The sequence below is a fragment of the Nitrospira sp. genome (assembly GCA_030692565.1).
Lineage (GTDB): Bacteria > Nitrospirota > Nitrospiria > Nitrospirales > Nitrospiraceae > Nitrospira_D.
This window is the reverse complement of the sequence record JAUYAO010000022.1, coordinates 179,149-190,563: the sequence shown is the minus strand read 5'-3', so window position 1 is coordinate 190,563 and position 11,415 is coordinate 179,149. Positions and strand designations below refer to the sequence as shown.

Genomic DNA, 11,415 nt, shown 5'->3' with positions numbered 1-11,415 from the left:
CGAGCCCTCAAGGCCGCCATCCGGCACTACATCACGGTCACCAATACACACCCCAAACCCTTCACATGGACGAAGACCGCCGACGAAATCCTGGCCAGCGTGGCCCGATTTTGTCAGCGAACTTCGGAGACAGGACACTAGTGGGGGGTAGAAAATTCGATATTGACGTCCTTCCCGAGGTAATTTACCTGAAAGCCTTGTTTGTCATAGGCCATGACGGCGCCCATCACGTTTTCATCCCCGTACTCTTCTTTTCCCAACAATTTCCGGATGTCCTCGGGGCTTTCGCTGTTCAACACATTTCTAAAGATGCCGCGAGCCTTGTGGGTGAAGCGGTTATTGATGAAAATCAGGTCGACTTTCCCATCCTGGACACGGACGCCAGCCATTGGGCCGGTGGGCTTTCGTTGATCGATCAGGAAAATAAAGGCTGCTTCCTGTTCGGCTTTGATCCCGGCGATCTTTTCATTGACCAAAACATCCAGTGCCTTCGCTTCAGTGTCGCCTAACTTCACTCCAAACAGCGACACGGTTGCGCTGGAAATCTCCTTCGATTCCATCACATCATTCTTGCTCAGCTCGTAGGGTTCAGCATGCAACGATGAGGTCGCACTGGTGAGGATCGCCACGAGTATTCCGGCCAGCACAGGCAATCCGTATTTCTTCCTCATCGTCTCCCCTTTCGCAGATTAAAGATGTCAGTTGATCGTGCTGATTATTCAGATCATTTCAAGGATAGGCAGGTTTCATTGAGCTTGAAACATTCTATCCAAGGGAAGATGAACTTGCAAGAAAGGTCCAACTGGGAGTGAGAAGAACCGGGAGCAGGGGAAATCGAAAAGACGAGACATGCCTTAGGCGGTTACCGTGGTGGCCAGCAGCAGTTCACCGAGACGATGCAAGCGTACAAAGTACGGTTGGCAATGCGATTCCAACTCCGACGTCACCTCTTCAAGATCCGCCAAGCAGTCTTTCAGAATCTCGACCCGCTGATGGTCTAACCCTTCCGGACTGTCCAAGAAAAACACGACGCAGCCGCTAATGACGGTATCGAGGGTCATCAGCTGTCCCTGATTCGGGCTGGCAAAGGTCGGCCAGCCTTCGCTGCAATGTGTTTCCCATGCCGATGTGATCGTGGCTCGATTCATGGTCATGATCCGTTGCCCCTCCAGCTATGACTGTCCCAGCCACCCTAGCGCATGGAGGAGCAGTGCGGCAAGCGTGCATAAACCGATACCGACAAACCGGTAATCCACATCGTCCCGGCTTAGGCACCATTCCACCAAACGTGATCGCAACGTCTCAGGTCCCAGGGCAAGGAGCCCTCCTTTGATAAGCATGGCTAGAGCGGTCACAATCCATAGGGGTTGGTACATGAGCGGAAGGGCCGCGATCAGGAGGACGGCTCCCGCGACGACAGACAGCCATTGCCAGGTCCAAATCGCCGGTTGTTGGCGGATCACCTCCCGCAGACGTTCCACCATGAAGCGGGGCGCCAACAATAGTGAACACCCGTCAGCGAGCCAGATTCCCACGATGGCGGCTAAGGCATAGTCCCTCATGATGAACCAGAGGGAATAGGGAGAGGTATGAAGAAAGTCCGGCTCAAGGGTACAGACCCCGTTGCAAATGAGCCTGGGCGACCTTATCGATTCCGTTCATCAGTGCGGCCATCCGCATGGAGACTCGCTTTTCGGTGGCGAAGAGCGTGGTCTGGTGAAATGCCGAGGTGATAATGTCCTGGAGGCGTTTTCGGATGTCCGTCTCATTCCAGAAGAACCGTTGCAGATCCTGGACCCACTCGAAATAGGACACAATGACGCCGCCGGAATTGGCTAGGATGTCGGGGATAATAAACACGCCCTTGTCCTCGAGAATCCGATCGGCCTCAAGGGTGGTTGGGCCATTGGCGCCTTCCGCGAGGATCCGGCACCGAAGGGCGGCGGCATTGTGCTCGGTGATTTGTTCCGACAGCGCGGCAGGGACCAACACGGTGCATGGAAGCTGGAGCAGCTCCGCGTTCGTGATCCAATCGCCCATCTGGGTGTCTTTAAGTGTCTGGCCCTTGGTCTTGTAGCGGTCCAGGAGTTCCCGGATATTGAGCCCCTTCTCGTTATAGAGACCGCCGGTGACATCGCTCACTGCAATGACACGGGCCCCTTCTTGCTCCATGATGAGGGCGGTGTGCATTCCGACATTCCCAAATCCTTGAACCGCGACGGTAGCGCGGTCGATGGAGAGATTGAGATGCCGAAGTGCTTCCAACGTGACGTACACGACCCCTCGTCCTGTCGCTTCCTCCCGACCTAAGCTGCCACCGATCGAGAGAGGCTTTCCTGTCACCACACCAGGGACGGCATAGCCGACTTGCTGGCTGTAGGTGTCCATTATCCAGGCCATGACCTGCGCATCCGTTCCGACGTCGGGTGCCGGCACATCCTTGTCGGGACCGATCAGCGGGAAAATCTCTGCGGCGTAGCGCCTGGTCAGCCGCTGAAGTTCTCCGTGCGATAACTGTTTAGGCGCGACGGCCACGCCACCCTTGGCCCCGCCGTAGGGCAATCCGGCCAAGGCGCATTTCCATGTCATCCACATGGCGAGTGCGGCCACTTCTCCGAGGTTGACCTCGGGATGGTAGCGGACACCGCCCTTAGAAGGGCCACGCGAGGAGTCATGCTGTACGCGGTATCCAGTGAACACTTCGACGCGGTTGTCGTCCATCCGGACAGGAATGCTGACGACGAGCGAACGCTGGGGCTGTTTGAGCCGCTCTCGCAGGTTGTGATCCAGGTGCATCGCTTCCGCTGCCTGGTCGAACTGGGAAACGGCTAATCGAAACGTCGGGGTGTCGTATTCTTTCATGTCGCCCTCACGCTGCTGCCGGAAAGTCTGTCGAGTTCATGGTCGCGCCAAATTATTGAATGCGGTGGGGGCCGGTGTCTCGGTCCATTTGAGAGCCAATGTCTGTTTCAGTTGCTCGAGAAGCGAGTGGGTCACAGTCAATAAGGAAACCGGTTGCCCAACGACTTCAGCCATTGACGTCGCGTGGCAGTCTTGCAGGCCGCAGGGAGTGATCCCTCGAAATGGTGAGAGATCCATGTCCACATTGAGTGCCACTCCATGCATGGTCACGCCTCGATCCACACGAATCCCGATCGAGGCGATTTTGGCCTCTTGGGGATTTGTCACCCAGACGCCCGGAGTCTTTGGTTTCCGATGGCCGGTAATTCCGTTCTCCAGCAGGCATTGGATCACAGCCGCTTCCAGTTGCTCTACGTATGAACGTACGCCTGTGGCATGGTCTGTCAGGCGAAGGATCGGGTATACCACCAGTTGTCCTGGCCCGTGATAAGTGACAGACCCGCCCCGGTTGACGTGCTGAATCTCGATACCATCTATGCGTGCCGCCGTGGGGTCACCGCCCCAGTCCGCAATCCGGGTTCTTCGGCCGACGGTATAGACCGGTTGGTGCTCGAGGATGAGGAGGGTATCGAGTCTTGAGTCCATGATGCGCTCGCGATGCAGGCGCATCTGAAGGTCCCATGCCTCGGCATAGGGGACGGGCGAAGAGAACCAGAGCAGTTCCGTCGGAGTGTGGAAACCGGGCACGTTGGACGGGTCAGCGACGCTAGGCGTGCGTCGAGCCATCGGTGTTGTCATGGCACGAATTTCTGTACCGGCGGCCGTGGCATGGTCAACGTGGTCTGGCCGGTACGCCCTTGGATTGTCATGTGGAGGGATGCCGATTCGCCTTCCTGCATCGCGCTGTGCCAGAAGTCCCCCATGTTGTAGAGTTGGCGTTGATCCAACGCTGTGATGACATCTCCGGTTTGCAAGCCTGCCGCGCCGGCAACCTTGGCCGGATCCACATTCAGAGCGAGAATCCCGCGCTCCGCCTCCAACCCGAAGCTGGCGGCGACACTCGGAGTGACCGTCACCGGCGTAAACCCGAAGTCCGGACGAGAGATGGTTCCACGAAGCATCATCGAATGGATGTGAGGATAGACGGCTTCAATGGCAATGGCGTAACTGATCGCCTGGGCCGATGGCGCGATCGCGACATTGATGCCCACTACCTGGCCGGATAAATCCACGAGCGGGCCCCCGCTATTGCCGGGATTGATCGCCGCGTCAGTCTGGATCAGATCGTACAACGTCTCACCGTTCGGGGTGAGCACCGAACGGTCCAAGGCGCTGACGACTCCTACGGTGACGGTCGATCCTCCCTTGAGGGCCAAGGGGTTCCCGATCGCGACCACGGTTTCTCCGATTTCCAAAGATGCCGAAGCGTTCAGTGTAGCCGGGACCAGATCTGTCGCATTGATTTTGACTAATGCGAGATCCAACAAGAAGTCTCGCGCGACCACGCGCCCCGGTGTCAACCGTCCGGTCGGTAATCCCACGACGAGACTGGTGATCCCTTCCACCAGATGATTGTTCGTCAGGATGTAGCCGGTTGTATCGAGCACAATGCCTGAGCCGGAACCTGACTGTGTTCCATGGAGGGATGGAGCTGAGGGCATCCCGCGTGTCAAAATCGTCACGACGGAGGGGCGTACCTTAGCTACGACGGACGGCACCGATAAGGGCTTTTCGTCAGCGCTCGCAGGATGATTCCAGGCGAAGGTCCAAATGGCCGCGATCGCGAAGGTCATCACAGCCTGTGGCAACAGAAACCTGATAGTTGGTTGAGGCTGCTTCATCGGTGTCCTTCAAACAAGCCGGAGGCGAGGATCCAACGTGGGTCGCATTCTCTCATACCTGAGTTGGAGGGGGAAAGAAGGAACAGGCGCACGAGTTCTCTATCTCGTGCGCCTGGTAATTGGGAGGATAGGGCTACTTGATTGCCGCAAACAGCTCTTTGATTTCCGGAGTCTTGAGCTTCTTCAGGGCTTTGGCCTCGATTTGCCGGATCCGTTCACGCGTCACCGACAGGTTCTGGCCGACTTGCTCAAGGGTGCAGGGCTCATCGTGCCCGATTCCGAACCTGAGCCGGATCACGGTCTGTTCTCTCGGCGTCAAAGTGCCCAGGATTCGATCCAGTTGCTGCGTCATCTCGGTACGATGCACATGGGCATCAGGCGGTGGTACTTGGTGATCAGGAATCATCTCCCCGAACTCCGTATCACCGTCCCCGACTGGGCGTTCGAGTGCGACTGGTTCCTGAAACGCCTGCACGGTTTCATGCAACCGCTCCGGTCTCATCCGCAGCACGTTGGCAATTTCTTCTAGCTTAGCCGGACGACCGAACTGTTGCCCGAGTCGGCGCGTCACCCGGAGAATCCTACTGGAAGCCTCGGTCTGGTGGACCGGGATACGGATTGTCCGTGATTGATCAGCCAGGGCTCGCGTGATGCCTTGACGGATCCACCAGGTTGCATAGGTACTGAACTTAAAGCCTTTCCGGTGTTGATACCGTTCGGCCGCCTTCATCAAGCCGATGTTCCCTTCCTGCACCAGATCGAGCAGGGTTAGCCCGCGATGGGTGTAATGTTTCGCGACATCTACCACCAGGCGGAGATTGCAACGGACCATCTCGTCTTTTCCTCGCTCCAAAACGAGCCGGGCGGCCCGAATTTCATCGAGCAAGGCCTTGAGTTGTTTCGCGACCGTGGCCGCCGGTTTCATCTCCCGGATCGCAGGTTTCAGAATATTCAGAATGGCCTGCTCGACTTTATCGAGCGCAGTGGCGGAAAACCCGCTGAGCCCGCGTGCGAGTTGAAGGGACTTTGTCGATTCCAGCAGAATGGGGGTGCGCTTCGCGCGCGCCATGACTTTCAGCGTCTCTCGCAAAGCTACCCGGATACGGCGCGAACCTTCGTCCAGCCGCTTGGCTAAGGTAATTTCTTCCTCTCGTGTCAGGAGCGCCCGCTCCCCGAATGAGCGAAAGTAGAGCGACTCCAGGAGGAAGGGGCTCGCGCCGGGACTTGTTTTGAGCGTGGCGGCGTCCAAGTCTTTCTCGTCCTTCTCCGTCGGCTCTGCCTCCACTTCCGCCTCCCGTCCGATCGCTTCCATGGCATCGCTGGCGCCGGAATCGTCGGTGTCGACATCGGCTGTCGCGGTCTGGTCGTCTATGTTTTCTGTTGTCCGCAGGTCTTCATGTTCCATCGCGTCACCTCTTGTCTCCTGGTTTCGCATCTGTTCACTCCTGTTAGAGTTATCTTGAATCAATAAGATTCACCGATATTTCTGCCACTCTATAGTCCTTCTACGAAGCAAGAGTGATGCTGGATTGAACATGAGAAGCCCGACGCGCAATCCCGAAGATATTGCAGCAAGATTAGGGGGGCTTAATGAGAGAAACTGAATCGCACTGTGATGCGAATGCGGCAACTATGTAGGAATTGCACTGCATGCCGACCGATCTGCCTCACCCGTTCTCTCTCCGACCATCTTCGGTGGTCGATGCGGGTCGTCACGTTCACTGAAAACCGCGAATCGTTTTGGGATTGATGCTGAGAGAGGTGCGCACTTCATGGAATAGAGGGCGAGAATGATTACGCCGCTCCCTATCATCGGTTGCAAAGGGGAGAACGAACCCCCTAGAATGCCGCCCCATGTCACAACTTCTATCAGGCGAACGCATCCATCTCGTCGACAAGAAAGGGCGGCAGTACGCGCTGACGCTCAAGGCCGGGGAGACGTATCAATTCAGCGGGCAAAAGATTCCTCACGACGAGATGATCGGCCGTCCTGATGGGACGGTGGTGACTTTGTCGGGGGGCAAGAAGATGCTGGCGTTACGTCCGACCTTCGGTGACTATGTCTTGAAAATGCCGCGTGGCGCCCAGGTGCTGTATCCCAAGGATCTGGCACTCATTCCAATGTGGGCGGATGTGTATCCTGGCGCGCGTGTCTTCGAAGCCGGGACCGGGTCCGGTGCGTTGACCATGGCGCTGTTGCGTCTCGTAGGGCCGCAAGGCCTTGTTGTCACGTATGACTTGAGAGAAGACTTTGCGAAAACAGCGTTGACTAATATCAGTCGTTATCTAGGGCCGACGCCGAATCTTGTGTCCTTGAGAAAGAGCGCCTACGAGGGGATTGATTTACTGGACGATGGGGTCCCGTTTGATCGCGTTGTACTCGACTTGCCGGAGCCCTGGCAGGTGGTGCCGCACGCGGCCAAAGCCTTGCGGTCAGGCGGCATCTATTTGAGTTTTGTGCCGACGGTTCCGCAAGTCGTTCAAACCGTTGAAGCGCTTGAGCGGGCAAAGGTGTTTGGCATGGTGGAGACATTCGAATCCCTCATCCGTACCTGGTCGGTGTTGGGGCGAAGCGTTCGTCCCGATCATCGGATGGTGGCCCATTCGGGTTTTATCACGGTGGCGAGGAAGGTCGAGCCGGGTCTGCTGGGGATCGGTCGCGAGCCGGAACTTGCGGAGGCGTTTCTCTCAGAATCCCTCGGGGCCAGCGAGGCAGAAGGGGCAGCGTCATGAAACGGTTGGAGGGAAAAGTTGCGTTAATCACGGGCGGGAATGCCGGCATTGGGGAGTCCGTCGCCAAGCGGTTCGCCGAGGAGGGCGCGGCTGTTGTGATTACGGGCCGACGCCAGGCCGAACTCGATCGGGTAGTCCGTGAGATCTCAGCGCACGGTGGCAAGGTGCTCGCTGTCGTCGGGTCGGTCACGGATGACGGTCATGTGCGGGCGGTGGTTCAGCAGGCATTAGCGTCGTTTCGAAAAATTGATGTGTTGGTGAACAACGCCGGTGTCGGAGATTTTGGGAAACGCCTTCATGAGATGGATGATGCGGCCTGGGCGAATGTGTTGGATGTGAATTTGACCGGCGTGTTCCGGATGACACGGGCGGTGATTCCGGAAATGCTTAAGCAGGCCGGCGGAGCCATCGTCAATATTTCATCGGTTGCCAGCCTGGTCGGCATCCCACTCTTGTCCGCCTATGCGGCTTCCAAAGGAGCGCTCGACGCGCTGACTCGATCGATCGCGATTGATTACGCAACGGATGGGATTCGGTGCAATGTGGTGAACCCGGGCTTGATTGATACGCCAATGGCCGCTCCGTTGATGGCCAATCCCGATCAGCTTGGATCGATCTTGTCGCACTATCCGATCCGCCGCCCCGGCAAACCAGAAGAAGTGGCGAACATGGTCCTGTATCTTGCGTCGGACGAATCGGCCTGGGTCACCGGCGGGACGTTTCGCATTGATGGCGGAATGACCGTGTGGTGAACAGTCCCGTTGGCCTCAGAGTACAGGTGAGCTGAATGATGGAGATTGATGCACACACAGGGTTCTGCGGGGTTATCGGGAATCCCGTCGAACATTCGCTTTCTCCCGCCATCCACAACGCGGCGTTTCAACAGCTCCGGCTGAATCTGGTGTACCTCGCGTTTCGAGTCGAGGCGATCGGTGAAGCGATCAGGGGGCTCCGTGCGTTGGGTGGATTTCGGGGCGCCAGCGTCACGATCCCTCATAAAGTTTCGTCGATTCCGTTTCTCGACGAGGTTGACCCCACCGCCGGGCACATCGGCGCCATCAATACGATCGTGGTAAAGCAGGGCGCGCTGATTGGGTACAACACCGATGCCATCGGTGCATTGCGTGCGCTTCGTGGAGGGGCGGGGCCTCTCGCCGGAAAACGCGTCGTGATGGTGGGATCGGGAGGAGCAGCCAGGGCGATTGCCTTTGCGCTTGCCGGTGAGTCGGGACTTGCGGGACTAACGTTGCTCGGCGTGGACGCGAATGAGCGGTCGCGATTGGCGGCGGATATTCGATCGAAGACGTCGCTTTCAGTGGAGGAGGCTCATCTCGACGAAGCCGGGCTGGCGAAGACTCTTCCCGCTTCGCACATCCTGGTCCATTGTACTCCGATCGGCATGTCCCCAAAAACTGAAGGGACTTGCGTGCCGGCACCGCTCTTACACGCCGGCTTGGCCGTCATGGATATTGTCTACAATCCGCGCGAGACGCAATTGCTCAAGGATGCCCGGCAGGCAGGATGCGTCACGATTCCCGGGTTGGAAATGTTTCTGCATCAAGCTGCCGCGCAATTTGAGCTGTGGACGGATCGGCCCGCTCCGGCGGATACCATGCGAGCCGTGCTGGAGTCTCGCTTTCGATGAACATCGTACTGATCGGATATCGCGGGACGGGGAAAAGTACGGTTGGGAAAGTACTGGCTGCGAGGCTCGTGTTGCCGCTGGTCTCGACGGATGCGGAAATTGTTCGTCGGGCGGGGCGATCAGTTCCGGAGATAGTTGCGCAGCATGGCTGGGAGCATTTTCGTGATCTTGAGTCGACGGTTTGCCGGGACTTTTCCGCACAAGATGGACTGATTATCGACACAGGCGGAGGGGCGATTCTTCGTCAGGAGAACGTGGCTTGTTTGAAGAAGAACGGCACGCTGTTTTGGCTGACCGCTTCGATCGCAACGATCGCGTCGCGCATCGGGCGTGATACTCAGCGCCCATCACTGACGGGCACCAAATCATTCGTCGAGGAGATTGAGGAAGTCCTGGCGGTGCGAACGCCCAAATATCGCGAGGCCGCCGACCATATTGTGCCTACCGATGGATGCACCATCAATCAAATCGTCGAGACGATTCTTTCTTCCATCCAGCGGTAGATCGAGTATGCCGCTAAGTTTCGTGCTGGCGTATGGGGTGGGGGGTCCAGCTATCCTTGACATTTCTGCCACAGAAGTGATTGAAGTGTCGTTGTGCGCCCGTAGCTCAGTTGGATAGAGCGCCGGGCTTCGAACCCGTAGGTCGCAGGTTCAATTCCTGCCGGGCGCACCACTCGCATCGATGGACTGACTGCTAAGTGATTGACAAGTAAGAAGTGTATCCTGCCCGGTGCTTTTAATTCCCTGTTAGCTCACATGCCCTATCTCCCGCCAACGGGGAATAGTATTCAGATAGCCCCTGCCCTAAAATGAAAATAGTTCTGGCGGGGGTGTTCCATGGGTGGTTATTGCCGAAAAGAGAGACATGGAAGAAAGCGGTCTGGTAAGCTTCTAGCATCAGCTCGGTGGCGATGGACGCGTTCCTGCCCTTGCTGTGGTCGGATCCTCCAGAAAGAAGAGCCCATGGGTGCCTGGTACTGCACATGCGGATGGCAGTGTGGGTAAATAGATTGGGAGGGAGCGATGATGATTCCTGGAATGCATGAAGTAAAGGCAGGTTTTCTTCTTGCCGTGGGTCTTGCGATGTTGGCGTTAATCTGCGCTGTTGCCGGATTGGGGACGGTTATGCGACCGGCCCGGTGGTCGGACCGTAAGGTTTCACGCTAGTTAAGGCGTCGTCGTGTAACTCGGTATCTCGTCCGCTCCGTGCTCTCTTATAACGCCGGGGTGTCCTCTCTTCGGTTGGCTGCAGTTCTCAAGTATCAGCGTTTCCCCCAATAATTTAATGGCTTGCGGCTGCTAAGCGTCAGTCCCTCCAAGGTTTTTCTAATCAGAGTTTTCTGGCCCCTGCAATCCCCGATCAACTCTATCGCTAAATACCCAAGGGCGGCCCCCTCTCGGGGAAGACAATTCTGAACCTGGTGCTATAGTTGATCTAACGATTTGCACTGATCGTCTTCACGCAGGGACGCCGAGCCCTCTTGCAGAATTCTGAGATTCACACGCATTCGAAAAGAGGCTCTGACGATCGCATCACGATAGGAATTATTAACTGAGGAGAATTGTATGACGGGAAGAAATGCTTCTATGGCCAGTGTGGTCATGCTGGGTGTAGTCATGATTGTGAGTCAAGGTTGCGGGATGAAATGGCTTCAGTCCGACGGAGAGGTCTCGTCAGCACAGTCTGACAAGTCAAAAAACTGGAATGGAGAAGGCGTCAATCCCAATTTCCCTGGCATGGCCCGTGGGGGGGCTTCAGGCGAACTCAGAGGGTTTTCTCAGAATCCCGATGAAGAGCGATTGGCCCAAAGCGGCTATCGAGCTTCGCTGAATCCTTCCGATGTCGCCGTAAGACGGCGCGCCGAATTGACGAAGGAAGAGAAGGCAGCCATTGAAGCAGGACTCCAAGACGTATTTTTTGGTTACGATCAGTGGACCGTATCCGATGCCGCTATGGAAGCGCTGAATCGCGATGCAAGCTGGTTGAAGGATCATCCTGGTGCCGTCCTGAAAATTGAAGGCCATTGCGACGAGCGAGGAACGACCGATTACAACATGGTTCTTGGCGACAAGCGGGCGAAGGCAGCAAAGACATACCTTCATGAAGCCGGAATCAGTCCCAAGCAGGTCGCTATTGTATCATTCGGTAAAGAGCAGCCGTTTTGCTTTGACCATGCCGAGTCATGCTACCAGCAAAATCGCCGTGGACACATGTTGCTTCAGGTGAAGCAGTAGAAGGTCAGAGTTCATTTCACCGCGAGGCGTCCTTCACAAGATCATGCTGAAGGATGCCTCGCTTAAGAATTCTTTGGTTAAACCGCCACGCAGCTTG

13 protein-coding genes and 1 tRNA gene are annotated in these 11,415 nt (G+C 56.7%); 7 read left to right on the top strand and 7 right to left on the bottom strand.

Annotated elements, in window-relative coordinates; all coding sequences use genetic code 11:
* The coding region (locus Q8N04_05625; protein MDP3090136.1) for an IS630 family transposase at nt 1–141 on the top strand (141 nt) is incomplete at its 5' end.
* Here the strand turns inward: Q8N04_05625 and Q8N04_05620 are convergent.
* From Q8N04_05620 to Q8N04_05590, 7 genes are all read right to left on the bottom strand, one after another.
* Complete coding sequence (locus Q8N04_05620) at nt 138–671, bottom strand: hypothetical protein (protein ID MDP3090135.1); 534 nt, start codon at nt 669–671, stop codon at nt 138–140. The genes Q8N04_05625 and Q8N04_05620 overlap by 4 nt on opposite strands.
* Nucleotides 672–854: 183 nt before the next feature.
* On the bottom strand, nt 855–1,154 hold the full coding sequence (locus tag Q8N04_05615; GenBank protein ID MDP3090134.1) for a hypothetical protein: 300 nt from the start codon (nt 1,152–1,154) through the stop codon (nt 855–857).
* Between the two features lie 18 nt (nt 1,155–1,172).
* Nucleotides 1,173–1,562, bottom strand: a complete 390-nt coding sequence (locus Q8N04_05610; GenBank protein MDP3090133.1) for a hypothetical protein — start codon at nt 1,560–1,562, stop codon at nt 1,173–1,175.
* Between the two features lie 43 nt (nt 1,563–1,605).
* On the bottom strand, nt 1,606–2,862 hold the full coding sequence (locus tag Q8N04_05605; GenBank protein ID MDP3090132.1) for a Glu/Leu/Phe/Val dehydrogenase: 1,257 nt from the start codon (nt 2,860–2,862) through the stop codon (nt 1,606–1,608).
* A gap of 36 nt (nt 2,863–2,898) precedes the next feature.
* Nucleotides 2,899–3,648, bottom strand: a complete 750-nt coding sequence (gene lipB / locus Q8N04_05600) for a lipoyl(octanoyl) transferase LipB (GenBank protein MDP3090131.1) — start codon at nt 3,646–3,648, stop codon at nt 2,899–2,901.
* Between the two features lie 8 nt (nt 3,649–3,656).
* A complete protein-coding gene (locus tag Q8N04_05595; GenBank protein ID MDP3090130.1) occupies nt 3,657–4,703 on the bottom strand; it encodes a trypsin-like peptidase domain-containing protein in 1,047 nt (348 codons plus the stop codon).
* A gap of 133 nt (nt 4,704–4,836) precedes the next feature.
* Nucleotides 4,837–6,108, bottom strand: a complete 1,272-nt coding sequence (locus Q8N04_05590) for a sigma-70 family RNA polymerase sigma factor (protein ID MDP3090129.1) — start codon at nt 6,106–6,108, stop codon at nt 4,837–4,839.
* 449 nt (nt 6,109–6,557) lie between these two features.
* Between Q8N04_05590 and Q8N04_05585 the strand changes: the two genes are divergently transcribed.
* The 6 genes from Q8N04_05585 (at nt 6,558) to Q8N04_05560 (ending at nt 11,318) form a co-directional block, all read left to right on the top strand.
* Complete coding sequence (locus tag Q8N04_05585; GenBank protein ID MDP3090128.1) at nt 6,558–7,436, top strand: tRNA (adenine-N1)-methyltransferase; 879 nt, start codon at nt 6,558–6,560, stop codon at nt 7,434–7,436.
* On the top strand, nt 7,433–8,188 hold the full coding sequence (locus tag Q8N04_05580) for a 3-oxoacyl-ACP reductase family protein (GenBank protein MDP3090127.1): 756 nt from the start codon (nt 7,433–7,435) through the stop codon (nt 8,186–8,188). Before Q8N04_05585 ends, Q8N04_05580 begins: the two co-directional genes overlap by 4 nt.
* Nucleotides 8,189–8,223: 35 nt before the next feature.
* On the top strand, nt 8,224–9,081 hold the full coding sequence (locus tag Q8N04_05575) for a shikimate dehydrogenase (GenBank protein ID MDP3090126.1): 858 nt from the start codon (nt 8,224–8,226) through the stop codon (nt 9,079–9,081).
* Nucleotides 9,078–9,584 (top strand): shikimate kinase, encoded by a 507-nt coding sequence (locus Q8N04_05570; GenBank protein ID MDP3090125.1) that lies wholly within the window; start codon nt 9,078–9,080, stop codon nt 9,582–9,584. Before Q8N04_05575 ends, Q8N04_05570 begins: the two co-directional genes overlap by 4 nt.
* Before the next feature lie 95 nt (nt 9,585–9,679).
* Nucleotides 9,680–9,756: transfer RNA gene (locus Q8N04_05565), tRNA-Arg, on the top strand.
* Between the two features lie 914 nt (nt 9,757–10,670).
* Nucleotides 10,671–11,318 (top strand): OmpA family protein, encoded by a 648-nt coding sequence (locus tag Q8N04_05560; GenBank protein ID MDP3090124.1) that lies wholly within the window; start codon nt 10,671–10,673, stop codon nt 11,316–11,318.
* Nucleotides 11,319–11,415 lie beyond the last annotated feature (97 nt).

What these genes read in the sequence shown, in the direction of transcription:
- Q8N04_05605 (MDP3090132.1), bottom strand. Translation starts at nt 2,862, where the DNA reads ATGAAAGAATACGACACCCCGACGTTTCGATTAGCCGTTTCCCAGTTC.
- Q8N04_05570 (MDP3090125.1), top strand. Translation starts at nt 9,078, where the DNA reads ATGAACATCGTACTGATCGGATATCGCGGGACGGGGAAAAGTACGGTT.
- lipB (MDP3090131.1), bottom strand. Translation starts at nt 3,648, where the DNA reads ATGGCTCGACGCACGCCTAGCGTCGCTGACCCGTCCAACGTGCCCGGT.
- Q8N04_05590 (MDP3090129.1), bottom strand. Translation starts at nt 6,108, where the DNA reads ATGGAACATGAAGACCTGCGGACAACAGAAAACATAGACGACCAGACC.
- Q8N04_05580 (MDP3090127.1), top strand. Translation starts at nt 7,433, where the DNA reads ATGAAACGGTTGGAGGGAAAAGTTGCGTTAATCACGGGCGGGAATGCC.
- Q8N04_05620 (MDP3090135.1), bottom strand. Translation starts at nt 671, where the DNA reads ATGAGGAAGAAATACGGATTGCCTGTGCTGGCCGGAATACTCGTGGCG.
- Q8N04_05560 (MDP3090124.1), top strand. Translation starts at nt 10,671, where the DNA reads ATGGCCAGTGTGGTCATGCTGGGTGTAGTCATGATTGTGAGTCAAGGT.
- Q8N04_05615 (MDP3090134.1), bottom strand. Translation starts at nt 1,154, where the DNA reads ATGACCATGAATCGAGCCACGATCACATCGGCATGGGAAACACATTGC.
- Q8N04_05575 (MDP3090126.1), top strand. Translation starts at nt 8,224, where the DNA reads ATGATGGAGATTGATGCACACACAGGGTTCTGCGGGGTTATCGGGAAT.
- Q8N04_05595 (MDP3090130.1), bottom strand. Translation starts at nt 4,703, where the DNA reads ATGAAGCAGCCTCAACCAACTATCAGGTTTCTGTTGCCACAGGCTGTG.
- Q8N04_05610 (MDP3090133.1), bottom strand. Translation starts at nt 1,562, where the DNA reads ATGAGGGACTATGCCTTAGCCGCCATCGTGGGAATCTGGCTCGCTGAC.
- Q8N04_05585 (MDP3090128.1), top strand. Translation starts at nt 6,558, where the DNA reads ATGTCACAACTTCTATCAGGCGAACGCATCCATCTCGTCGACAAGAAA.